The organism is uncultured Massilia sp. (assembly GCF_913773735.1).
GTDB lineage: Bacteria > Pseudomonadota > Gammaproteobacteria > Burkholderiales > Burkholderiaceae_D > Telluria.
Window position 1 is genome coordinate 194,229 of the sequence record NZ_CAJYEB010000030.1, and the last position, 23,313, is coordinate 217,541.

Consider the following 23,313-nt stretch of genomic DNA (forward strand, 5'->3'; position numbering starts at 1 on the left):
TCTCCTGGAAGGGGCGATATTGTCGCACGGCCGGGCATCTTGCCGCCGGCGCGCATCCGTGCGAGCATGGCTGTCCCATCGACGACAAGGCTCCACCCTCCATGCTGATCCGCCCGACCGAGGAAGACGACTGGCAGACGCTCAAGACCATCCGCCTGGCCGCCCTGCGGGATGCGCCGACCGCGTTCGGCGTCAGCTACCAAAGCGCGGCCGCCGATAGCGACGCGCGCTGGAAGCAGCGCGCCGCGTCATCGAGCCTGCCCGAATTCTGGCTCGCCTTCGACGGCGCCGAACCGGTGGGGCTGGCCGGCGGCGGCGTCGACCAGGCGGGGCGCTACCACCTGATCGCGATGTGGGTGGCGCCGGCGGCGCGCGGCTCGGACGCGGCGCGGCGCCTCGTCGATGCCGTCAAGGCGCGCGCCGTCGCGCGCGGCCATGCGCGCGTGGTGCTGGACGTCGCACCGGAAAACGGCCGCGCGGCCGGCTTCTACCGGCGCGAGGGCTTCGTCTTCCTCGACGAACGGGAACCGCTGGCGAGCCATCCGCACATCAGCGTGCAGCGCATGGCATGGCTCGCGGTCCAGCCTGCGGCTCAGGCGTCGAGGTAGCGCGCGCTCCAGGCGGCGATGATGCCGGCGACGTAGGCGCCGTCCTCGCGGCCCGTGACCAGGTGGTCGATGCCGTCCAGCGAGACGAAGCTCTTCGGATGCTGCGCCAGTTCGAAGATGCGGGTGGCGTTGTCCATGCTCACCGTGTCGTCCTGCGGCGCATGCATGACCAGCAGCGCGCGTCCCAGGCTGGCGATGCGCTCGTGCATGCGGTGCCGCGTCGCGTCGTCGACGAAGTGCTGGCGGATGTTGAAGTTGCGGCCGGCCAGGCGCACGCGCGCCTCGCCCTGCGTGGCGATGGTGTCGAGGTGCTCGGACAGCAGGCTGTTCACGACGTAGTGCGGATCGCTGGGCGCGGCGATCGTCGCCACCGCCTTCGCCTCGGGCACGCGGTGCGCGGCCGCCAGCACCGCGGCGCCGCCCAGGCTGTGGCCGACCAGCAGCCTGGGCGCCGCGAACCGGGCGCGCAGGAAGTCGGCCGCCGTGACCAGGTCGTCCACGTTGGACGAGAAATTGGTGTCGGCAAAATCGCCGGCGCTGGCCCCCAGGCCGGCGAAGTCGAAGCGCAGCGTGGCCACGCCGAGGGCGGCCAGGCCCTGCGAGATGCGGGTCGCGGCCAGCACGTCCTTGCTGCAGGTAAAACAGTGGGCGAAGATGCCGTAGGCGCGCGGCGTGCCGTCCGGCGCGTCCAGCTTGGCGGAAATCTTGCCGTGCGGGCCTTCGAAGTCGATGCGTTTGGTGAGCATGGTGGTTCTGGTGCGGATGCGATGTCCGCTATGCTACCGCACGGGCGCTGGCCCTGCTTTCGGCCGATGCGCTGCGGCGCCAGGCACGCTAGCATGCAGCGACCAAGGAAACCAGGAGCGCCGCCATGACCGATACCGTCCATCCCTCCGTTCCCGCCCGCCTGCCCATCGGCAGCGCCGGCGGCGTCGCGTTCGACGTCGTCGCCTGGGGGCCGGCCCAGGCCGACGTCGACCTGAGCGTGGCCTGCATGTTCGAACGCGAGCTGGGCGACGCCGGCATGCGCGGCGGGCTGCTGGCGCTGGACCGGGCGCTCGGCGGCCAGCTCGGGCGCCTGCGGGCGGCGGGCGCGTTCCGCGCGCAGCCGCTGGAAACGCTGCTGGTGACGACGCCGCCCCCGGGGCTGGCGCCGCGCGCGGTGCTGGTGATCGGCATGGGCGACCCCGGCGCGCTGGACGGCGAACTGCTGCGCCGCGCCACCCGCGTCGCGCTGCGCGAGGCGGTGCGCTTCGGCGCCGGGTCGATGGCATTCGCGCCCAGCGTGCTCGACGCCGGCCACACGGACAACGCCGCGCTCGACATGCAGGTGGTCATGCTCGACGGAATGCTGGGCGCCCTGCGCGCCGAGCACATGCTGGCCGAGGCCGGCCTAGCGGGCGCGCCGGCGCTGCGCCAGTGCAGCTTCGACGTCGGGGCGCCGCGCCTGCAGGCCGCCGGCCAGGCGTTCGCGCGGGCCTTCGCTCACTTGTCCGGAAATTATTTCGCGTAGGGTGGGCACCCCGTGCCCACCAGCATGAACGAAGCGCAAACGTGCCCACCCTGCGCACCATTGCCGGGCGCCGTCAGCCGCCGTCAGCCGCCGGCACGCCTGGGCCGATGCCCCTGCTTGTCGAGCACCTGCATGACCAGCTCGCAATGGTCGCCCTGGATCTCGATCACGCCATCCTTGACGGTGCCGCCGGAACCGCATGCGGTGCGCAGCTGCTTGCCCAGCAAGGCCAGCGCGACGGGATCGAGCGCGACGCCCTTGACGAGCGTGACCGTCTTGCCGCCCCGGCCCTTGCTCTGGCGCGAGACGCGCACGACGCCATCGCCGACGACGGCCGCGCCGGCATTCGCCTTGCACGTGCAGCCGGCGACGGGCTGGCGGCAATCGGGACACATGCGTCCGCCGTCGGTGGAGTAGACGAGGCCGCCGCTTGAACTGCGCTTCATGGTTGCTCTGGATCGGTGAAGTGGAAAACGCCAGTGTAGCAGCCCGCGGGCGGGCGTTCGCGGCCGGACGCGGACGCCAACGCGCCCGCCCGCCTCATCCGAACAACCCATGCAGGAACCAGCGCGGCTCCCCTTCCTCCACGCCCAGGCGTTCCCGGTACACCCAGTACAGCGTATGGTCCTGCCCTTCCGCGATGAAGTAGTCGCGCGTTTCGGGACCGTTCCACCAGCCGGCCTCGATGCGCTCGGGCGCCGACGCCATGCGCAGCGGCGAGCCGTAGAACGGCCGGTGGTCGCGCACCAGCAGCGCGATCGGCTTGGCCAGCAGCCAGGTCGGGCGCGGCAGGCTCGCCATGTCGGGCGGCATGCCGGCGTGGCGCGCGGCCGCGCGCAACGTGTCCTGCAGCGGCACCCAGGCATTGGCCTGCTCGGGACGGTAGTCGGCGTTCGGCAGCGGCTGCAGCACGTTGTCGGGGCCGAGGCGCGCCGCCAGCAGTTCGAGCATGCGCATGCGGTCGTCCTCGGTGCCGCCCGGCTCGGGGAACAGCGAGGCGTTCGGCGGCGCCATCGGCTGCGTCTGCAGGACGTCGAGCGCCAGGCCGATCGCGGGCGCCTCCAGGACCAACTTGCCCAGGCGCTCCTTGAGCAGGCGTACCAGGTGCTCGTCGCGCCAGGTGGGTTCGGCCAGCGCCACCTCGATGCTGGTGGGCGGGCGCGCCACCCGGCCGCGCTCGTGCTCCAGCCGGAGCGTGATGCGCTCGACGGCGAGCTGGCGCGCGCACAGCCAGCCCGTCAGCTGCAGCAGCAGGCGCTTGCAGCCTTCCAGCAACAGGTCGGCGTGCTCGATGCGGTCGAACAGTTCCAGGCGCGCATGGAAGGTCTCGGGCGGGACGATCCATGCGTGCAGCTCGGGGACCAGGCCATAGGCGGCGTCGACGAGGTCGAGCAGTTCGCGCCCGCAGCGCCGCTGCAGCCCCGGGCGCGGCAGCCGGCGCAATTGCCCCAGCGTGGCGCAGCCGATGCCGTCGAACCAGGCGTCGAACGGGCGCGCCGGCGGCGCCAGCGTCAACGGCAGGCCGTCGAGCCGGCGCAGCAGCGACGGCATGCCCAGCGCGCGTCCGGCGCCGGCGCGCGCCAGCAGCCAGGCGCCGCGCGCGGTGGGCGCGCAGGCCAGCGCGGCGGAAAAGCCGAGCGCGCGCACGTCGGCGCGCACGCGCCGGCACAGGGCGCGCACGCCGCCGAACAGGCGCAGGCTGGCGCCGACGTCCATCAGGAGGGTGGCTTCCTCGGCCTCGGCCACCAGCGGCGTGTACTGCAGCAGCGCCAGCGCCACCGCGCCCAGCGCATCGGCTTCCAGCGGCGGCGCGCGCTCGTGCACCTGCGCATCGGGCAACAGCATCAGCACGCCGCCACGGCGCATGCCGGGCTTGATGCCGGCCGCGTGCGCGACGCCGGACGCCGCCAGCACGCGCTCGTGCTCGAGCACGACCCGGCCGGGGTCAGTGGACCAGCTCGGTGCGAAGACCTCGAGCGGCAACCGGGGCAGGTGCAGGCCGATCCAGAGTCGCATGGCGTTGGATGGAATAAGGATGGATGGGGAGCGGCAGGTCGAGCGGCAGGAACAGCGGCGCATCGCGCTGCGGCCCGCGGCGCTTGACGACCTCGACCTCGATGCCACCCGCCCGCGGACGCAGGGCGAGGCGCAGCGGCGCCGGCGACGCATCCTGGGCGACGGCCAGCGGCCGCATCATGAAGAACAGCGTGTCGCCGCCCTGCGCGGCCAGGTGCAGGCGGCGCAGGCTCTCGCCGCGCAGATGGCCCTGGCGCGCGTGCCCCGGCCAGAACAGCAGCGCGCCGCAACTGCCGCTGCGCAGCACCTGCTCGGCCGCCCACAGCGCGTCGGCGTCGCGGCCGGCGCGCAGCCAGATCAGCTGTGCCGGCGCCACGCCCAGCGCGGCCAGCGCCAGGGCCTGCGGCGGATGCGGCGGCTGCAGCAGCACGATGCGGCGCGCGGCGACCTGCGCCAGCGCGGGCCGCAGCAGCCGCATCTCGCCGATGCCGGGCTGCTGCAGCAGCAGGTCGACCAGCGTGCCGGTCGGCCAGCCGCCGCCCGGAAGCTGGGCCGACAGGGTCGGGTGGCCGGTATCGATGCAGCGCGTGCCCGCTCGCGCCAGTTGCGAGGCAAGCCACAGCGATGGATGCAGGGATTCCGGCGCCGCAGATGTGGAATCTGAGCAATTCATGGGTGATGCGTAAGAATACTGTATAAACGTACAGTACTCGTCTCATCAGGTTTTGGCAAGGTTTATCTTTTGGAATGTCGCGCCGCAACCTGCCCCCGGCAGCCGCTCACAGCCTGGCGATCTGGCGGTCGATGGCCTTCTGCGCGCGCTCGTTGCGCTCGCTGTAGCGGTCGGTCAGGTAGTCGGTGCGACCGCGCATCAGCAGCGTGATCTTGAACAGCTCTTCCATGACGTCGACCATGCGGTCGTAGTAGGCCGACGGCCGCATGCGGCCCTCGTCGTCGAACTCCTTGTAGGCCATCGGCACCGAGGACTGGTTCGGGATCGTGAACATGCGCATCCAGCGCCCCAGCAGGCGCAGCGTGTTGACCACGTTGAACGACTGCGATCCGCCGCACACCTGCATGACGGCCAGCGTGCGGCCCTGGCTCGGGCGCACCGCGCCCTGCTCCAGCGGGATCCAGTCGATCTGGTTCTTCATCACGGCCGTCACGGCGCCGTGGCGCTCCGGGCTGCACCAGACCTGGCCCTCCGACCACAGGCACAGTGCGCGCAGCTCGGCCACCTTCGGATCGGTCTCCGGCACGCTGCCGACCATCGGCAGTCCGGTCGGGTCGAAGATCCTCACGTCGGCGCCGAAATGCGCCAGCACGCGCGCCGCCTCCTCCGTCAGGAAGCGGCTGAACGAGCGCTCGCGCAGCGAGCCGTACAGCATCAGGATGCGCGGCGGATGGTCGAAGCGGCCGGCGGGGGCCAGCTTGTCCTCGGTGGGCAGGTCCAGCAGGGCCGGATCGATGTTCGGCAGGTTGGCGATCTTGTCCATGGTCGGTGTCGTCGGTGTCGTCGGGATGAGAGGTCAGGAAAGGCGCAGCGCCAGGGCGCACAGCGTCACGAACAGGATCGGCAGCGTCAGCACGATCCCCACGCGGCAGTAGTCGGCCCAGGAAATCCGGATCTGGCGGCGCGCCAGGACGTGCAGCCAGAGCAGCGTCGCCAGGCTGCCGATCGGCGTGATCTTGGGACCGAGGTCGCTGCCGATCACGTTCGCGTACACCATCGCCTCGCGCACGGCGCCCGTGGCCCCGGTGGCGTCGATCGACAGCGCGCCCACCAGCACGGCCGGCATATTGTTCATCGCCGACGACAGCAGGGCGGCGGCGAAGCCGGTGCCGAGCGCCGCGCCCCAGACGCCGTGGCGCGCGCTGGCGGCCAGCAGGGCGGCCAGGAAGTCGGTCAGCCCGGCATTGCGCAGGCCGTACACCACCAGGTACATGCCGAGCGAAAACGCCACCACCTGCCAGGGCGCGCCGCGCAGCACCGCGCGCGTGGAGATCGCGTGGCCGCGCGCCGCCACGGCCAGCAGCGCGACGGCGCCGGCCGCCGCGACGGCGCTGACCGGGATGCCGATCCGTTCGAGCCAGAAGAAGCCGGCCAGCAGCGCCAGCAGCACCCACCAGCCGGCCACGAAGGTCGCGCGGTCGCGGATGGCGGCCTGCGGCGGCTTGAGCATGGCGAGGTCGTAGGTGGCCGGGATGTCGCGCCGGAAGAAGACCAGCAGCGCGCCCAGCGTCGCCAGCACCGCGACGGCGTTCACCGGCACCATCACGGCCGCGTAGCGCGCGAACCCGATGCCGAAGTAGTCGGCCGACACGATGTTGACCAGGTTCGACACGACCAGCGGCAGGCTGGCCGTGTCGGCGATGAAGCCGGCCGCCATCACGTAGGCCAGGACCGCCCGCGGCGGCAGGCGCAGCGCCGCCAGCATGGCGATCACGATCGGCGTGAGGATCAGCGCGGCGCCGTCGTTCGCGAACACGGCGGCGACGGCCGCGCCGAGCAGGACCAGCAGGACGAACAGGCGGCGTCCGGAGCCGCGCCCCCAGCGCGCCACGTGCAGGGCGGCCCATTCGAAGAAGCCGGCCTGGTCGAGCAGCAGGCTGATGACGATCACGGCGACGAAGGCGCCGGTGGCGTTCCAGACGATGTGCCAGACGGCCGGGATGTCGTCCACGTGGATGACGCCGGCGCACAGCGCGACGACGGCGCCCGCCGCGGCGCTCCAGCCGATGCCCAGGCCGCGTGGCTGCCAGATGACGAGGACGAGGGTTCCCAGGAAGATGAGCGATGCGATCAGCAAGATATTCCTTCGCAGTGTGCCGGCGCGGCTACGGCAGGATGTGCCCGATGCGGTCGAGCTCCGCCTTGAACCGGGCGCGGTCGGCCGCCAGTTCGGCCAGCGGCAGGGCGAAGAAGGCCTCGATGCGCGCGCGCAGGATCGCGTAGGCCTGCTCGAACGCGGCCTCGATGTGCGCCTCGCTGCCCTGCACGTGGCTGGGATCCTCGACGCCCCAGTGGGCGCGCAGCACCGGCCCCAGGTAGGCCGGGCAGGTCTCGCCGGCGGCGCTCGCGCACACCGTGACGACGATGTCCGGCGCGGCCGGCAGCGCATCCCAGGACTTGCTGTAGTAGCCCACGGTCGGGATGCCCTTGCGCGCCAGCAGCGCCAGCGCGCGCTCGTTCAGGCGGCCGGTCGGCTGGCTGCCCGCGCTGTCGGCATGCCAGTGCGCCGGCGCCAGGTGGTTGAAGACCGCTTCGCAAATGATCGAGCGGCAGGAATTGCCGGTGCAGAGGAACAGGACGTTCATGGCGCTCACGCTCCTTCCCCGCCAAGGCGCAGCTGCCAGTAGGCCACGTCGATCCGGCGCCCCAGCTTGAAGCCGACCTCCTCGAAGTGGGCCACCTTGCGAAATCCCAGGCGCTCGTGCAGGCCGACGCTGCGTTCGTTCGGCTGCGCGATCCCGCCGATGACGGTGTGCAGTCCGCGTGCCCGCAGTTCCTCGAGCAGGGCGCGGTACACGCGGCCGCCCAGGCCGCGTCCCTGGGCGCGCTCGTCCACGTACACGGTGCTCTCCACCGCGTACCGGTAGGCCGGGCGGGCGCGCCACCGGGTGGCATAGGCGTAGGCGGCCACGCTGCCGTCGACGCTCGCGACCAGCCATGGCAGGCCGGCATCGGCGACGTCGCGGATCCTGGCGGCGATGTCGGCGCCGGTCACCGGCGCTTCCTCGAACGTGATCGTCGTCGTCGCGACGTAGGGGTTGTAGATGGCGGCGATCGCCGCGGCGTCGTCGCTGCCGGCGGGGCGGATGGCAATGGTCGGCATGGGTCCTCGGTGGGCGGGTGGGTGGAATCCCTGCTCAGCAGGCGCCGGGGGCGCAGGCGGCGGGGCCGGCGGCGGCGCAGGGCACGCCGCCGCAGCAGTTTTCGGTCAGGAAGCCCAGCAGGGCGTCCATGCGGTCGAAGCGGGCGGCGTAGATCACGAAGCGCCCGTCCTGGCGCGCCGTGACCAGGTCGGCATGGACGAGTTCCTTCAGGTGGAACGACAGCGACGAGGCGGCGATGCCGAGCGATTCCGCGATCCGGCTGGCGGCCAGGCCGTCCGGTCCGGCCTGCACGAGCAGCCGGAACGCCGCCAGGCGCGATGCGTGGGCCAGGGCCGACAGGGCCGCGACGGCGCTGGAAGTGTCCATGTGCATTCATCCATATTTCAAGAATAGTCGAAGTATAGCGTATCGCATCGATATTTCAACAATTATCGAATCGTCTGGCGCGCGCCCTGTGGCGCCGCGCGTCAGGCCTGCGCCGCGCACGCCAGCAGGCGCTCGCGCACCCAGCGCTGCGCGACGTCGCCGTGGTTGCGGTCGTGCCAGGCCATGTGGATGGCGAAGCCGGGCACCGGGAACGGCGGCTCCAGCACGCGCAGGCGCGCGGCCCGGCCGGTCCACCCGGCCGCCAGGCGCGCCGGCACCAGGGCGACCAGGTCGGAGCGCTCGACCAGGTCCGGCACCGAGTGGAAGGTGGACGCCGACAGCACCACGCGGCGGCGCAGGCCCATCGCCTCGAGCACGTCGTCGACCGGCGTGGCGAAGCTGCCGCCGCGCGGCGACACCATCACGTGTTCCAGCGCGCAGAAGCGCTGCGCATCGAGCCGGCGCCGCAGCGCCGGATGGCCCTTGCGCGCGATGAGGACATAGCGCTCCTCGAACAGCGGACGCGAACGCAGCGTGTCGGCGATGCCCTCCGGCGTCAGCACGGCCAGGTCGACCTCGCCCTGCTCCATCTGGGCCGGCAGGCGCGCCGCGTCGGCCGGGCGCAGCGCGATGCGCAGGCCGGGCGCCTGCGCGCGCAGCGCCAGCGCGACGTCGAGCAGCAGCGCCGACTGCACGTAGTCCGACGCCGCGATGCGCACCGTGAACGCGTCGCGCGCCGGATCGAACGCGCGCGCCGACGTGACGACCTCGCGCAGCCGCGCCAGCGCGGCGCCCAGCGGCTGCTGCAGCTGCAGGGCCAGCGGGGTCGGCGTCATGCCGCGGTGGCTGGGCACGAACAGCGCGTCGCCGAACATCGCGCGCAGGCGCGCCAGCTGGGCGCTCAGCGCCGGCTGGCTCAGGTGCAGGCGGCGCGCGGCGCGGCTCACGCTGCGCTCGGCCAGCAGCGCCTCGAGCGTCGCCAGCAGGTTGAAGTCGATGCGGCTGATATCCATTTTTTGGATACTACCCCAAAAGCCGGCGGCCATTCCCTGCGGGCAGCGGCGGGCCGAGAATCGGGCCATCGCCTTTTTTCGAACCGGAGAACCCATGAGCAAGACCGTCCTGATCGTGCACGCGCACCCCGATCCCGCCTCCCTCACCGCGCAACTGGCCGACGCCGCGCACGACGCCCTGCGCGCGCAGGGCCATGCGGTGCTGCGCTCCGACCTGTATGCGCTGGGCTGGAAGGCCGTCTACGACGCCGCCGACTTCCCAGACCGGCTGGACCCGGCGCGCCTGTCCTTCGTGGCCGAATCCGGCCACGCCTTCCGCGCCGGCACCCAGCCGGCCGACGTGCAGGCCGAGCAGGCCAAGCTGCTGGCCGCCGATGCCGTCGTGTTCCAGTTCCCGCTGTGGTGGTTCGGCATGCCGGCCATCATGAAGGGCTGGATCGAGCGCGTGTTCGCGTATGGCCTGGCCTACGGCCACAAGGACGCCGGCAACCGCCACCGCTACGGCGAAGGCGGCCTGGCCGGCAAGCGCGCCATGCTGTCGGTGACGACCGGCGGACCGGCCGCCGACTACGGGCCGCGCGGCGTCAACGGCCAGCTCGACGAACTGCTGTTCCCGATCACCCACGGCACCCTGTTCTATCCCGGCATGGAAGTGCTGCCGACCCTGGCCGTGCACGGCGCCGGCCGCATCGACGGCGCCGGGGTGGAAGACGCGAAGGCGGCGCTGGCGGCGCGCATGCGCGGCCTGTTCGACGACCCGGCCATCCCCTACCGCGCGCAGAACGGCGGCGACTACCCGGACCGCCACCAGCTGGCCGCGGACGTCGCGCCGGGCGTGACCGGCCTGCGCGCGCACCTGCGCTGACACCGCCCCGGCGCCGCCCCCGGGGCGACGGTGTGCCGCGCCGGTGCGAAAAAATGGAATAATGGGGGTTCCCATCGCCCCTTTCCCACATGACGACACCGACGCCCCACCTCTCCCCACGCCGCCAATGACCACGACCATGCACACCATCGGCCTGGTCCTGTTCGTCCTGGCCCTGCTCCACACGTTTTCCGCCGGCGCGTTCGAGGCGCTGGCCCACCGCAGCCCGCGCCACGCCGGCCTGTTCCACCTGCTCGGCGAAGTGGAGGTCGTGTTCGGCTTCTGGGCCTTCTTGCTGATCCTGTTCATGGCCTTCGTCGAGGGCGGGGCGGCGGCCGTGGCATACGCGGAGTCGCGCCACTACACCGAGCCGCTGTTCGTGTTCGCCGTGATGGTCATCGCCGCCTCGCGTCCGGTGCTGGAGACGGCGCGCGCCCTGGTGCGCCAGCTGGCGCGCCTCGCGCCGGCGCGCGACGAGGTGGCGCAGACATGGCTCGGGCTGGCCCTGCTGCCGCTGGCCGGCTCGCTGATCACCGAACCCGCCGCGATGACGCTGGCCGCGCTGATGCTGGCGCCGTCCGTGTTCCGGCCCGGGATGCCGGAGAAACTGAAATACGGCGCGCTCGGCGTGCTGTTCGTGAACGTGTCGATCGGCGGCACCCTGACCGCCTACGCGGCCCCGCCGGTGCTGATGGTGGCCGGCGCCTGGGGCTGGGACAGCGCCTGGATGTTCGCCCACATCGGCTGGCGCGCCGCCGTCGCCGTCGTGGTCAACGCCAGCGTCGTCACCCTGCTGCTGCGTCCCCACCTGCGCCCGTTCGACGCCTCGGTCGAGGGCGAGTCCGCGGTGCCGGTGCCGCCGGCGGTGGCGCTGGCGCACCTGCTGTTCCTCGCCAGCGTCGTGCTGCTGGCCCACCATCCGGTGCTGTTCCTCGGCCTGTTCCTGCTGTTCCTCGGCTTCACGCAGGCCTATCCGCGCTACCAGGACCCGCTGGTGATCAAGGAGGCGCTGCTGGTCGGCTTCTTCCTGGCCGGCCTGGTGGTGCTGGGCGGCATGCAGCAGTGGTGGCTGCAGCCGATCGTCTCGCGGCTGGACGCGACCTCGCTGTTCTTCGGCGCGCTGGGCCTGACGGCGATCACCGACAATGCCGCCCTGACCTACCTGGGATCGCTGATCGACGGCCTGTCCGAGCACCACAAGTACATGCTGGTCGCCGGCGCGGTGGGCGGCGGCGGCCTGACGGTGATCGCCAACGCGCCCAACCCGGCCGGCGCGGCGCTGCTGCGGCGCGGCTTCAACGAGGAAACCATCGGCGCCGTCGGCCTGCTGCTGGGAGCGCTCGGTCCCACCGGTGTGGCAGCCTTGTTGTTCTTGTTGTAACGTATGCCCCGAAAGGAGCCTGCCATGGACGACGACCTGTTGATCGACAAGACCGCAGCCATCGAACGCTGCTGCAAGCGCGCGCGCGAGGAATACGAAAAGGATCCGACCACCTTCGTCGGCGACGTCACGCGCCAGGACGCGGCCACGCTGAACGTCATCCGCGCCTGGGAAGCGGCGGTCGAGATGGGCGACTACCTGCTGGCCAACGCCGACCTCGGCCCGGCCATGGACGAGCGCGAGGTCATCGCGCTGCTGGCCGAGCACGGCTGGATCGCGGCGGCGCTGGCCGAGGACTTGCAGCGCATCGGCGAATTCTGCCGCGCCGAATGGGACCTGCAGGAAGCGCCGCTGCCGGCCCTGGTCACCATCATCAAGCGCGGACTGGACGATCTGGACGCCTACGCGCGCGCGCTGCTGGCCGGCGCGGCGGCGCTGGCGCGCCAGGACGACGCGCCAGCGGCGCCGCCGGCGGGCGCCGCCGACCCGGCCGCCTGAGCGCCCGCGCACCAGCAATCCGCCTTCCCAACTGGTATCATGCGCGCTTTTACGGACCGCGGCCCCGCCGCCGCCCGCCCCAGGGCGGGCCTTCCCCCATCGGACATCACAAGAACATGAGCCAATCGACCAACCTGCCGGGCTTCTGGAGCCGGCTGTCACTCGCCTTCGGCGCCTTCTTCAAGACCCTCGGCGACGCCGGGTTCGCCGCGCGCGTGCGCGACGACGGCATCGGCCCGGTCGCCGCCCCGACCCCGGCGCCGACCGCCGCCCCCACGCCCGCGCCGACCATGGCGCCGACCGCGGCACCGACGCCGGCGCCGCTGCGCGTGGCCACCCCGGAATCGGCGCTGCAACTGCTGGGCCTGCTGCAACGCGAAGCGCGCCTGGTCGACTTCGCCAACGAGAACATCACGGTCTATTCGGACGCCGACATCGGCGCCGCCGCGCGCGTCGTGCACGAAGGCTGCGCGCGCGTGCTGCGCGAGCACTTCACGATCGCGCCGGTGCGCAACGAGCTGGAAGGCGCGCGCGTGACGCTGCCGGAAGGCTTCGACGCGGCCAGCGTGCGCCTGACCGGCAACGTCGTCGGCAAGGCGCCGTTCAGCGGCACCCTGAACCACCGCGGCTGGCGCGCGATGGACGTGCGCCTGCCGCAGCTGGCCGAGAAACACGACGCCAGCATCGTCGCCCCGGCGGAGGTGGAACTGTGAGCACCATCGAGAACACCGCGGACGACACGGCCCGCTACGCCATCGGCATCGACCTCGGCACCACCCACAGCGCGCTATCCTACGTCGACCTGCAGGCCAGCGACGGCGAGAAGGCCGACCAGGGCGTGCTGCCGGTGCCGCAGCTGAGCGGCCCCGGCACCGTCGAGGCGCTGCCGCTGCTGCCCTCCTTCATGTACCTGCCGCATCCGGACGAGCTGGCGCCGGGCGAGCTGGCCCTGCCCTGGTCGGACGGCCAGCCGGCGCCGGTGGTCGGCGAGATGGCGCGCAGCCGCGGCGCCGGCACCCCGATCCGCCTGGTGTCCTCGGCCAAGAGCTGGCTGAGCCACCCGAGCGTGGACCGCCGCGCCGCCATCCTGCCGACGGATGCGCCCGAGGAAGTCGAACGCGTCTCGCCGCTGGCGGCGTCGACCCGCTACCTCGAGCACCTGAAGGCCGCCTGGAACGCCGCGCACCCGGACGCGCCGTTCGAGCGCCAGGCCGTCACCGTGACGATTCCCGCGTCCTTCGACCCGGCCGCGCGCGAGCTCACCGCCGAGGCCGCGCGCCACGCCGGCTACGGCAGCCCGACGCTGCTGGAAGAACCGCAGGCCGCGCTGTACAGCTGGATCCAGGGCAGCGAAGGCCGCTGGCGCAAGCAGGTCAAGGCCGGCGACATCGTGCTGGTGGTCGACGTCGGCGGCGGCACCAGCGACTTCTCGCTGATCGCCATCCTCGAGCGCGACGGCAACCTGGAACCGCACCGCGTGGCGGTGGGCGACCACATCCTGCTGGGCGGCGACAACATGGACCTGGCGCTGGCCCACCTGGTGGCGAACAAGCTGCGCGCGAACGGCACCCAGCTCGACGCCTGGCAGATGCGCGCCCTCACCTACGCCTGCCGCGGCGCCAAGGAACACCTGCTGGCGAACGCCGACGCCGCCGCCTTCCCGATCGTCGTGCCGAGCCGCGGCTCCAAGCTGATCGGCGGCTCGATCCGCACCGAGCTCACGCGCGCCGAAGTCACCGCCTTCATCACCGACGGCTTCTTCCCGCGCGTGGAAGCGAACGCGCGCCCGGCCACGCGCCAGCGCGCCGGCCTGACGCAGGTGGGCCTGCCGTATGCGCAGGACGCCGGCGTCACGCGCCACCTGGCCGCCTTCCTGGCGCGCCAGGCCGGCGCCACCGCCGAGCTGGAAGGCTTCGCCGGCAAGGTGGACCCGGAGCACACCTTCCTGCACCCGAGCGCCGTGCTGTTCAACGGCGGCGTGTTCAAGTCGGACATCCTGGCCCAGCGCGTGATGGACACCATCAACGACTGGCTGTACATGGAAGGGGCGGAGCCGGCGCGCATGCTCGAAGGCGCCGACCTCGACCTGGCGGTGGCGCGCGGCGCCGCCTACTACGGCTATGCGCGCCGCGGCGGCGGCGTGCGCATCCGCGGCGGCACGGCGCGTTCCTACTACGTCGGCATGGAATCGTCGATGCCCGCCATCCCGGGCTTCGAGCCGCCGCTGGAAGCGCTGTGCGTGGCGCCGTTCGGCATGGAAGAAGGCAACGAACTCGAACTGCCGGGCCAGGAGTTCGGCCTGGTGGTGGGCGAGCCGGTGCACTTCCGCTTCTTCGGCTCCACCACGCGCCGCCAGGACCGGATCGGCGACGTGCTGCCGTCCTGGAGCCCGGACGAGCTGCAGGAACTGAACGAGATCCAGGCCACGCTGCCGACCGAGGGCCGCACTCCCGGCGACGTCGTGCAGGTGACGCTGCATGCGCTGGCCACCGAGGCCGGCACGCTCGCGCTGGCCGCCGTCGCCCGCGACGGCCAGCGCTGGAAGGTCGAGTTCGACGTCCGCAGCGAAGGCCAGTGACGACACCTGCGACCGCCATGCCGACCTTCATCGGCATCGACCTGGGCACCACCAACACGGTGCTGGCCTGGGCCGCGCCCGGCGGCCAGGTCGAGACCTTCGACATCGCGCAGCTGGTGGCGCCCGGCGAGGTGGCGGCGGCGCCGCTGCTGCCGTCGGTGCGCTACCACCTGCTCGACGGCGAACTGGCGCCGGGCGAGCTGCAACTGCCCTGGCCCAGCGGCGACGCGGGGCCGCCGGCCGCCGTCGGCCGCCTGGCGCGCGCGCTCGGCGCCCAGGCGCCGGGCCGGCTGGTGGCCTCGGCCAAGAGCTGGCTGTCGCACCACGGCGTCGACCGCACCGCCGCGATCCTGCCGTGGGGCGCCGGCGACGACGTTCCGAGGATTTCCCCGCTGGCGGCCAGCGCCAGCTACCTCGCCCACCTGCGCGCCGCCTGGAACCACCGCCATCCCGACCGTCCGCTGCAGGACCAGCGCATCGTCCTGACCATTCCCGCCTCCTTCGACGAGGGTGCGCGCGCACTCACGCTGGAAGCCGCGCGCCTGGCCGGCCTGCCGCGCCTGCGCCTGCTGGAGGAACCGCAGGCGGCGCTGTACGACTGGCTGCACCGCCACCGCGCCACGCTGGCCGCGGACCTCGGCGACGCGCGCCTGGTGCTGGTGGCCGACGTCGGCGGCGGCACCACCGACTTCAGCCTGGTGCAGGTGGAAGCGCGGGACGGCCTGCCGACGCTCACCCGGATCGGCGTGGGCAACCACCTGATCCTGGGCGGCGACAACATGGACCTCGCGCTGGCCCACCTGGCCGAGGCGCGCCTGGGCAGCGCCGATGGCCAGCGCCTGTCGGCCGGTCGCCTGGCCCAGCTGACGGAGCGCTGCCGCGCGGCCAAGGAAACCCTGCTGGCGCCGGATGCGCCGGACCAGGCCGGCGTCACCCTGCTCGGCGGCGGCGCGCGCCTCGTCGGCGCCAGCCGCTCCGCGACGCTCACGCGCGACGAGGTCGAGCGCATCGTCGTCGACGGCTTCTTCCCGCTGAACGCCACCCAGGAAGGGCCGCAGCGCGCGCGCGCCGGCATCGTCGAATTCGGCCTGCCGTATGCGGGCGATCCGGCCGTCACGCGCCACCTGGCCGGCTTCCTGCGCCAGCACGCGGCGGCGGCGCGCGCGGCCCTCGGCCTCGACGACGACGGCCGCCTCCCGGTCCCGGACACGCTGCTGCTCAACGGCGGCGTGTTCAACGCCGCCGCGCTGGCGCGGCGCCTGGCGGACGTGCTGTCGGGCTGGCGCGGCCGGCCGGTGCGCGTGCTGCACAATCCCGACCCGGACGTGGCCGTGGCGCGCGGCGCGGTCGCCTACTCGCTGGCGCAGGAAGGCGATGCGCCGGCGATCGAGAGCGGTTCGGCGCGCAGCTACTACCTGCTGCTGGAGGACACGCGCGGCATGCGCGCCGTCTGCCTGCTGCCGCGCGGCGCCCGCGCCGGCGCCGAGGTGCTGCTGGCCGAACGCAGCTTCGCGCTGCGCCTGGGCCGGCCGGTGCGCTTCCACCTGGCCTCCGGCGTCGCCGATCCGGGCGGGCGTCCCGCGCGGGCGGGCGACCTGGTCGACCTCGATCCGGACGACGTCGTGCGCCTGCCGGCGCTGGCCACCGTATTGCGTGCCGAGGCCGGCGCCGACGCGGGCAAGAGCGAGATCCCGGTGCGGCTGGCGGCCAGCCTGTCCGAGGTCGGCACGCTCGAGATCCACTGCGTGGCGCAGGAGGGCGGCCAGCGCTGGAAACTGGAATTCCAGCTGCGCGGGCAGGAAGACGGCGCCGATGCGGACAATGCGAGCGAGGCCGCCCCCCTGCCGCCGCAACTCGGCGACGCCGTCAAGCGCATCGACCGCATCTTCGGCGCGCGCAACCAGCAGGTCGAGACGCGCGAGGTGCGCCAGCTGCGCGCGGGCCTGGAACAGCTGCTGGGCGGGCGCGAGCGCTGGGACACCCCGCTGCTGCGCCGCCTGTTCGACGCGCTGATGGAACGCGCCAGGGGACGGCGCCGCTCGGCCGAGCACGAGCGCGCGTGGCTGAACCTGGCCGGCTGGTGCCTGCGCCCCGGCTTCGGCGACCCGCTCGACGGCTGGCGCATCGAGCAGCTGTGGCCGCTGTTCGCGGCCGGCGCCCAGTACGCCAGGGACAGCCAGGTGCGCGCCGAATGGTGGACCCTGTGGCGCCGCGTGGCCGGCGGCCTGTCGACCGAGATGCAGCTGCGCCTGCTCGACGACTTCGCCTTCAACCTGCAGGCCGAGCCGGCCGACCGCGCGCGCCGCCCGGCCACGCTGGTCGACGGCAGCGAGGACGACATGCTGCGCCTGGGCGCCTCGCTGGAACGCATCCCGGCCGCCTACAAGGCCGAGATCGGCGACTGGATGACGGGCCGGATCATGGCCGTGCCGGTGTCGGCGAAACCCGATCCGAAGGCGGCGGCCACCTATGCGCGCTACCTGTGGGCGCTGGCGCGCGTCGGCACGCGCCGCTCGCTGCACGGCAGCGCCCACGAGGTGGCGCCGGCGGACGCGGCGGCGCGCTGGCTGGACGCGTTGCTGACGCTGGACTGGAAGAAGATCGAGCCGGCCGGCTTCGCCGCCGCCCACATCGCGCGCCGCACCGGCGACCGCTCGCGCGACATTCCGGAGCCCTTGCGCGCGACGGTGCTGCAGCGCCTGCAGGCGGCCGGCGCGCCGCCGTCGTGGAGCGCGATGGTGCGCGAGGTGGTCGAACTCGACCAGGCCAGCGCCACCCGCATGTTCGGCGATGCGCTGCCGCCCGGGCTGAAGCTGCTGCACTGAGACACGTCGCCCCTCCTGGACCGAAACCCGTCGTCCCGGCGCAGGCCGGGACCCGATTTTTGGGCGCAGCCGCGACGCATGCGAAATTGGACCCCGGCCTGCGCCGGGGCGACGGCCTGGTCTCCTGCAAGGAAGTAGCTTTTCCGGCATCATGGACGTTTCGACACCATCGATGAAAAGGAGTCTCGAATGTCCAGCAACAGCAATCCGTTCACGCCCTACGTCCCGCCCAAGGTCTGGTCCCCGGCCACGCCCTCGGGCGGCGCGTTCGCCAGCATCAACCGCCCGATCGCGGGCGCCACGCACGAGCAGGAACTGCCGGTCGGCAAGCATCCGCTGCAACTGTATTCGCTGGGCACGCCGAACGGCCAGAAGGTCACGATCATGCTGGAAGAACTGCTGGCCGCCGGCCACGGCGGCGCCGAGTACGACGCCTGGCTGATCAAGATCGGCGAAGGCGCGCAGTTCGGCAGCGGCTTCGTCGACGTCAACCCGAATTCGAAGATCCCGGCCCTGGTCGACCGCAGCGGCGACACGCCGGTGCGCGTGTTCGAATCGGGCTCGATCCTGGTCTACCTGGCGGAGAAATTCGGCGCCTTCCTGCCGCAGGACATTCCGGCCCGCACCGAGACCTTCAACTGGCTGATGTGGCAGATGGGATCGGCGCCGTTCGTGGGCGGCGGCTTCGGCCACTTCTTCGCCTACGCGCCGGAAAAGCTGGAATACCCGATCAACCGCTACGCGATGGAAACCAAGCGCCAGCTCGACGTGCTGGACCGCCTGCTGGCCGAGCGCCGCTTCGTCGCCGGCGACGACTACACCATCGCCGACATGGCGATCTGGCCGTGGTACGGCGGCCTGGTGCTGGGCGAACTGTACGGCGCCGGCGAATTCTTGTCGGTGCACCAGTACCAGCAGGTGCGCCGCTGGGCCGACGAGGTGCTGGCCCGCCCGGCCGTGCAGCGCGGCCGCCGCGTCAACAGCGTGCGCGGCGCGCCCGAGCAGCAGGTGCCGGAGCGCCACGCCGCGTCGGACCTGGATTGAACCGGCACGTCGTCCCCGTGCCCGGGACGACGCAGGCTCGCTGGCGCGCTACAGCTTGCTGTTCTGGCAGCCCGCGCTCGCGCACTCGCGCACGCGGTCCTGCAGGAATTGCGCGCGCTGGATCGTGGTCGACGTCGCGCATTCCAGGTTGACGAAGAAGGCCCCGCCGTCGCGCCGCGAGCAGCTGCCGTTGCGTTCCTCGATCCAGCGCAGCTGCCCCGCCTTCAGGCGCTTTTTGCCGTCCGCATCGAGCCTGGCGGCCAGCTTGCCGTAGTTGTCGTTGAGCTCCTTGTCGGCTTCCTGGTACACCTTGTTCAGGCAATACAGGCCGTCGAAATCCTTCTTCGGCTTGTCGCACGCCGAATTCGCCTGCGCAGCGCCCGCTGCGCACACCAGGAGGGCCAGGACGAGTCGTTTCATGTGTTCTCCATTTTCAAAGTCAACAGATAAATGCTGCGCGCTTGACGCTGCCGCATGATGAGTCAGGCTGGCTATGGTAGTCCAGCACGGGCCCGCACAAACTCACCAAGTATTGCGTCGCGCTCCCCACCGTTCCCTGGCGTGGTACGCCGCATGCCCTGTTTCCGGCCGTCTACCGGACGCGGCCCGATATCGATCGGGGCTAGTATTTGTTCAATTGCCAACCCACCAAACAGGAGCCCCGATGGATTCGCAGAACGACAAGCCCGATGACGACCAGGTCCAACCTTCGCGCCGCCGCTTCGTGGGCAGCGTCGCCGCCGGCCTCGCGGCGCCCGCGCTGGCCCAGGCCCAGGGCGGCGGGCAGGCGGCATCGGGCGCCCGTCCCCTGGCCCCGCCGGACTATCCGAAGCCGCCGTTCCAGAAGCAGCGCCAGGACTGGCCCGGCCTGGCCAGCAAGATGAATCCGCCGCCCGACCATGGCGAAACCAGCTACCGCGGCAGCGGCAAGCTGACCGGCCGCCGCGCCCTGATCACCGGCGGCGACTCCGGCATGGGCCGCGCCGCCGCGATCGCCTATGCGCGCGAAGGCGCCGACGTCGCCATCAACTACCTGCCGGCCGAGGAGCCGGACGCGCGCGACGTCGCCGCGCTGATCCTCCAGGCCGGCCGCAAGGCCGTGCTGATCCCGGGCGACATCCGCGACGAAGGGTTCTGCAAGCGCCTCGTGGACGACGCCGTCAAGCAGCTCGGCGGCCTCGACATCCTGGTCAGCAATGCGGCGCGCCAGCAGTCGCTGGAATCGATCCTCGACCTCACCACGGCCGAGATGGACCAGCACTTCAAGACCAACCTGTACGCGATGTTCTGGATCGTCAAGGCGGCCGTGCCGCACCTGAAGCCGGGCAGCGCCATCATCGTCACGGCCTCGGTGCAGGCCTACAAGCCGTCGCCCAACCTGCTGGCGTACGCATCGACCAAGGCGGCCCAGGTCGCCTTCACGAAGGCGCTGTCCCAGCAGCTGGCCCCGAAGGGCATCCGCGTCAATGCGGTGGCGCCGGGGCCGGTCTGGACGCCGCTGCAGGTCGCGGGCGGCCAGACCCAGGACAACCTGGAGAAATTCGGCGCGGACTCGCCGATGAAACGCCCCGGCCAGCCGGGCGAACTGGCGGGCGCCTACGTCATCCTGGCGTCCGCGGAATCGAGCTTCACCACCGGACAGGTGTATGGCGTGACCGGCGGCGAAGGATTCCCCTGACGGCGGCGGCCGGCCCGTGCCTCAGCGGCGCAGGCCGGCCAGTGCGCGCAGCGCGGACGCGAGTGCCGACGCCAGGGAGCGGGTGGGGATCGTGGTGCCGAGCGGGCCGGCGTGGTTGCAGCGCTGGATGATGGGCATGTCGGTGGTCTCCAATTTATTGACAGATTAATCATGCTGTACGGCATGTTCTGTACGGCACCTCGCACAAGGAGGCCGCGTTCGACGCCACGCGAAAGTCAACCTGGCAGGGCCTATGCACAATTGATCGATCTCAAATTTGCCCCCGCCGCCCCTCTTACCCTTGACGGGTTGCCGCTTGCGGCATTCCCGTCGGTTCGACCCACATCGATTCAGGAGCACACAATGAGCTATGCAGATCGCGACAAATACGGCATGTACGCAGGTTCCGGCAGCGCCGGTCCCGGCCCGGCGCTGATGGGCGCCGACACGCTGCTCGGCGAGGACGTCGTCAACGCGTCCGAGGAGGACCTGGGCGACATCAAGGAAATCATGCTCGACATGCAGACCGGCCAGGTGGCCTATGCGGTGCTGGCCTTCGGCGGCTTCCTGGGCCTGGGCGAGAAGCTGTTCGCCGTGCCCTGGCAGGCATTGCACCTCGACACCGCCAACAAGCGCTTCGTGCTGAACGTGGACAAGGAGCGCCTCAAGACCGCGCCGGGCTTCGACAAGCATGCCTGGCCCGACATGTCCGACGCCCAATGGGCCGGGCAGATCCATACCTTCTACGGCACCGATCCGGACCGCGCCGGCGGCCCCAGCATGGGTCCGGGTGCGAACGTGGCGACGGGCGGGATGGTCGGCGGCGGCGTGGGCGCCGGCGCGGCGTCGATGGGCGCCGGGCATGCGGGCGCCGCGGGCACGGGCGCCGGGGCGGACTTGGGCGGCGGCGCCGGCGCCAGCACCGACCCGCGCGCGGGCAACCTGGGCGACGACACCGACCTCAGCCGCATCCGCGGCAGCAATATCGGCTGAAGCCGGCTATCGTGCGCTGGTCCGGATGCCGGACGCCAGGGCCGGCAGGCCGTCCGGCGCGTGCGTGCCGGCCAGTCCCGCATCGGCACCCTCCGGCCGCGCCGGCCGCGCCGGCACCGATGCGGGCAAGGCTGCGGCGAACGCCAGCAGGCGTTCGCGCGAACCGTCGCGCACGACGTCGGCATCGACCCACAGCTCGTAGGCACGGTACCCTTCGCGCCAGCGCAGCATCGACACCGCCTTGCCGCCGTCGTCCTGCAGCACCACCAGGTGCGCCGGGCGGCCGTTGACGCGCTCCGGCTCGTCCGCCGCGTCTGGCCCGGGGCCTTGCCGGGCGCCTTGCAGGGCGCTGTGTGTGGCGCCATGCGTGGCTCCATGTGCGGTGCTGTATGCGGTGCTGTATGCGGTGCCGTATGCGGTGCCTTGTGCCGTGCTTTGTCCGGCAGCGCGCTGGCCGTCGTCGGCGGACAGGTCGTGCTCGAACAGCGTCAGCGTGCGGCCGTCCGGCAGCCGGAAGCTGCGGTACAGCCGCGTCCACGCATTGCCGCCGGTCCCGGCCATGCCGCCCAGGCTGGTCAGGGTCGCCATGGGCGTATCGGCCAGGCTCACCGGGGTGAAATCGAGGCTGGCCAGCACCAGCGGCAGCGGCCTCAATCCGGCGGACACGTCAAAGCGGTCCAGGTCGGCGGGACAGACGCGCAGGTAGCCCGTGCGTCCGGCATCCTGCGCCGTCCGCGCCCTGGCACGCGGCGCATCGGGCGCATCGGGTGCATCGGGCGCCGGCCCCAGGCCGCATGCGGGCGTCGCGCCCTCCGCCGCCACTTTCAGGCGCGGCAGGTCGACGGCCGGTCCGGCGTTCGACAGGAACGCGTACCCCGCCGCGATGGCTGCGATTCCGATCAGGGTCAGGCGTTTGGCATGCATCGTGCGGTGCTCTCCTTGGATGGCATTTACGATTATACAAAATTGCTGTTGCGCCCACGCCACGCTGGGCGGTGCCCGATAAAAAAACGGAGCCTGGCGGCTCCGTCAAAGGGGGAATGACGCGCTATGCGATTACTTGACCGCGGTCAGCTCGATGTCGAACACCAGGCCGGCATTCGGCGGAATCGAACCCGAGCCGCTGGCGCCGTAGCCCAGGCTCGACGGGATCAGCACGGTACGCTTGCCGCCCACCTTCATGCCCGTGACGCCCTGGTCGAAGCCCTTGATGACCTGGCCCGAACCCACGACGAAGGAGAACGTGCCGCTGTCGAACTTGTTGCCCTTGTTGCCGGTGGCGGTGGTGCTGTACAGCCAGCCCGTGTAGGTCACGGTCGCGGTCTTGCCGGTGGTGGCTTCGGCGCCGGTGCCCACGGTGGTGTCGGTCTTGCTGAACGCTGCCGGATTGGCGACGGCCACGTTGTTCGACGAATCGCCGCCGCCACCGCCGCAGGCGCTCAGGCTGAGGATGGCGACGAATGCGGCGACGAGGGGAAGCTTCAGTTTCATGCTGGTCCTTGGGAAAAGTGGAACGAATAGCTATCCACATTACCGCAGCGCCTCGCGCATATCTGTGCAACATTTGTATCCATTTGTCATAAAGCGCGAACAGACGAATACAAGCGCGCGGACGCGCTACCATGCTCCATGCCGGCGCCGTGCCGGCCAAGGCTATCCAGGAGGCCCGCCATGGCATACCAGACCACCCTCGCCTTTTCCACTTTCGGCCGCGGCAGCCGCGACATCACGGACGCGGTCGCGCAAGCGGTCGCCACGTCCGGCGTGCGCTGCGGCCTGGCCCACGTGTTCGTGCAGCACACCAGTTGCTCGCTGCTGATCACGGAAAACGCCGACCCGGACGTGCGCCACGACCTCGAGACGATCATGCGCCGCCTCGCGCCCGACGGCGACCCGGCCTATGTCCACGACCAGGAAGGCCCGGACGACATGTCTGCGCACGTGCGCAGCATGCTGACGGCGACCGGGCTGACGGTGCCGGTCGGCGGCGGCCGGCTGCTGCTCGGGACCTGGCAGGGCATCTTCCTGTGGGAGCACCGCGTGGCCGAACACCAGCGGACGGTGGTGGTGACGGTGATGGGAGAGTGAAGGATAGCGG

Annotated in this window: 25 protein-coding genes; 12 read left to right on the plus strand and 13 right to left on the minus strand. The window is 71.8% G+C overall.

The annotated features are described in order from the left end of the window. Positions 1-101 precede the first annotated feature (101 nt). Complete coding sequence (locus QZ749_RS15280) at positions 102-608, plus strand: N-acetyltransferase (RefSeq protein WP_296948591.1); 507 nt, start codon at positions 102-104, stop codon at positions 606-608. Here the strand turns inward: QZ749_RS15280 and QZ749_RS15285 are convergent. Next, entirely contained in the window at positions 593-1,354 is a 762-nt protein-coding gene (locus tag QZ749_RS15285) for a S9 family peptidase (RefSeq protein ID WP_296948594.1), read from the minus strand. The two genes, QZ749_RS15280 and QZ749_RS15285, sit on opposite strands and share 16 nt — an antisense overlap. Before the next feature lie 125 nt (positions 1,355-1,479). Here QZ749_RS15285 and QZ749_RS15290 point away from each other — a divergent pair, with 125 nt between their 5' ends. Then, entirely contained in the window at positions 1,480-2,121 is a 642-nt protein-coding gene (locus QZ749_RS15290) for a M17 family peptidase N-terminal domain-containing protein (protein ID WP_296948598.1), read from the plus strand. 83 nt (positions 2,122-2,204) lie between these two features. Here the strand turns inward: QZ749_RS15290 and QZ749_RS15295 are convergent, their stop codons facing one another. The 9 genes from QZ749_RS15295 to QZ749_RS15335 form a co-directional block, all read right to left on the minus strand. After that, entirely contained in the window at positions 2,205-2,567 is a 363-nt protein-coding gene (locus QZ749_RS15295) for a translation initiation factor Sui1 (protein WP_296948600.1), read from the minus strand. 94 nt (positions 2,568-2,661) lie between these two features. Then, entirely contained in the window at positions 2,662-4,137 is a 1,476-nt protein-coding gene (locus tag QZ749_RS15300) for a DNA polymerase Y family protein (RefSeq protein ID WP_296948602.1), read from the minus strand. Further along, positions 4,067-4,810, minus strand: coding sequence for a translesion DNA synthesis-associated protein ImuA (imuA, locus tag QZ749_RS15305; protein ID WP_296948604.1), 744 nt, complete (start codon positions 4,808-4,810; stop codon positions 4,067-4,069). Before imuA ends, QZ749_RS15300 begins: the two co-directional genes overlap by 71 nt. 106 nt (positions 4,811-4,916) lie before the next feature. Beyond that, positions 4,917-5,633 carry an arsenical resistance protein ArsH gene (arsH, locus tag QZ749_RS15310; protein WP_296948607.1) on the minus strand — a complete coding sequence of 239 codons (717 nt, stop codon included), beginning with the start codon at positions 5,631-5,633 and terminating at the stop codon, positions 4,917-4,919. Between the two features lie 33 nt (positions 5,634-5,666). Next, positions 5,667-6,947, minus strand: a complete 1,281-nt coding sequence (locus tag QZ749_RS15315) for an arsenic transporter (RefSeq protein ID WP_296948610.1) — start codon at positions 6,945-6,947, stop codon at positions 5,667-5,669. A 28-nt stretch (positions 6,948-6,975) separates the two neighbouring features. Continuing rightward, positions 6,976-7,455, minus strand: a complete 480-nt coding sequence (locus QZ749_RS15320; RefSeq protein ID WP_296948613.1) for an arsenate reductase ArsC — start codon at positions 7,453-7,455, stop codon at positions 6,976-6,978. A gap of 5 nt (positions 7,456-7,460) precedes the next feature. Continuing rightward, positions 7,461-7,973, minus strand: a complete 513-nt coding sequence (locus tag QZ749_RS15325; RefSeq protein WP_296948615.1) for an arsinothricin resistance N-acetyltransferase ArsN1 family B — start codon at positions 7,971-7,973, stop codon at positions 7,461-7,463. A gap of 34 nt (positions 7,974-8,007) precedes the next feature. After that, the gene (locus tag QZ749_RS15330; protein WP_296948618.1) at positions 8,008-8,340 is read right to left on the minus strand and encodes a helix-turn-helix transcriptional regulator; all 333 of its coding nucleotides are present in this window, start codon (positions 8,338-8,340) and stop codon (positions 8,008-8,010) included. 101 nt (positions 8,341-8,441) lie between these two features. Then, positions 8,442-9,353: a LysR family transcriptional regulator gene (locus tag QZ749_RS15335; protein WP_296948620.1), complete on the minus strand. Its 912-nt coding sequence runs from the start codon at positions 9,351-9,353 to the stop codon at positions 8,442-8,444. A gap of 94 nt (positions 9,354-9,447) precedes the next feature. On the opposite strand from QZ749_RS15335, the gene QZ749_RS15340 reads away from it, so the two are divergent. The 7 genes from QZ749_RS15340 (at position 9,448) to yghU (ending at position 18,544) form a co-directional block, all read left to right on the plus strand. Next, positions 9,448-10,218 carry an NAD(P)H-dependent oxidoreductase gene (locus QZ749_RS15340; protein WP_296948623.1) on the plus strand — a complete coding sequence of 257 codons (771 nt, stop codon included), beginning with the start codon at positions 9,448-9,450 and terminating at the stop codon, positions 10,216-10,218. Positions 10,219-10,357: 139 nt separating this feature from the next. Then, positions 10,358-11,599, plus strand: a complete 1,242-nt coding sequence (locus QZ749_RS15345; RefSeq protein WP_296948625.1) for a putative Na+/H+ antiporter — start codon at positions 10,358-10,360, stop codon at positions 11,597-11,599. A 24-nt stretch (positions 11,600-11,623) separates the two neighbouring features. Beyond that, on the plus strand, positions 11,624-12,097 hold the full coding sequence (locus QZ749_RS15350) for a DUF86 domain-containing protein (RefSeq protein ID WP_296948627.1): 474 nt from the start codon (positions 11,624-11,626) through the stop codon (positions 12,095-12,097). Positions 12,098-12,213: 116 nt separating this feature from the next. Continuing rightward, the gene (locus tag QZ749_RS15355; protein ID WP_296948629.1) at positions 12,214-12,810 is read left to right on the plus strand and encodes a DUF2760 domain-containing protein; all 597 of its coding nucleotides are present in this window, start codon (positions 12,214-12,216) and stop codon (positions 12,808-12,810) included. Beyond that, entirely contained in the window at positions 12,807-14,675 is a 1,869-nt protein-coding gene (locus QZ749_RS15360) for an Hsp70 family protein (RefSeq protein ID WP_296948630.1), read from the plus strand. Before QZ749_RS15355 ends, QZ749_RS15360 begins: the two co-directional genes overlap by 4 nt. Before the next feature lie 17 nt (positions 14,676-14,692). Further along, positions 14,693-17,500 (plus strand): Hsp70 family protein, encoded by a 2,808-nt coding sequence (locus tag QZ749_RS15365; RefSeq protein WP_296948631.1) that lies wholly within the window; start codon positions 14,693-14,695, stop codon positions 17,498-17,500. Positions 17,501-17,689: 189 nt separating this feature from the next. After that, complete coding sequence (yghU, locus tag QZ749_RS15370; protein ID WP_296948633.1) at positions 17,690-18,544, plus strand: glutathione-dependent disulfide-bond oxidoreductase; 855 nt, start codon at positions 17,690-17,692, stop codon at positions 18,542-18,544. Between the two features lie 48 nt (positions 18,545-18,592). Here the strand turns inward: yghU and QZ749_RS15375 are convergent, their stop codons facing one another. Further along, positions 18,593-18,964, minus strand: a complete 372-nt coding sequence (locus tag QZ749_RS15375; RefSeq protein ID WP_296948635.1) for a lysozyme inhibitor LprI family protein — start codon at positions 18,962-18,964, stop codon at positions 18,593-18,595. Positions 18,965-19,208: 244 nt separating this feature from the next. On the opposite strand from QZ749_RS15375, the gene QZ749_RS15380 reads away from it, so the two are divergent. Then, positions 19,209-20,222, plus strand: coding sequence for an SDR family oxidoreductase (locus QZ749_RS15380; protein ID WP_296948637.1), 1,014 nt, complete (start codon positions 19,209-19,211; stop codon positions 20,220-20,222). Positions 20,223-20,585: 363 nt separating this feature from the next. Further along, positions 20,586-21,215, plus strand: a complete 630-nt coding sequence (locus QZ749_RS15385) for a PRC-barrel domain-containing protein (RefSeq protein WP_296948640.1) — start codon at positions 20,586-20,588, stop codon at positions 21,213-21,215. A 6-nt stretch (positions 21,216-21,221) separates the two neighbouring features. Here the strand turns inward: QZ749_RS15385 and QZ749_RS15390 are convergent, their stop codons facing one another. Together QZ749_RS15390 and QZ749_RS15395 are read right to left on the minus strand one after the other, a co-directional pair. Continuing rightward, on the minus strand, positions 21,222-22,139 hold the full coding sequence (locus tag QZ749_RS15390) for a hypothetical protein (protein WP_296948643.1): 918 nt from the start codon (positions 22,137-22,139) through the stop codon (positions 21,222-21,224). Between the two features lie 132 nt (positions 22,140-22,271). Next, entirely contained in the window at positions 22,272-22,706 is a 435-nt protein-coding gene (locus tag QZ749_RS15395; RefSeq protein ID WP_296948646.1) for an FKBP-type peptidyl-prolyl cis-trans isomerase, read from the minus strand. 180 nt (positions 22,707-22,886) lie between these two features. On the opposite strand from QZ749_RS15395, the gene QZ749_RS15400 reads away from it, so the two are divergent. Next, positions 22,887-23,303: a secondary thiamine-phosphate synthase enzyme YjbQ gene (locus tag QZ749_RS15400; RefSeq protein ID WP_296948647.1), complete on the plus strand. Its 417-nt coding sequence runs from the start codon at positions 22,887-22,889 to the stop codon at positions 23,301-23,303. The last annotated feature ends 10 nt before the right edge of the window (positions 23,304-23,313 follow it).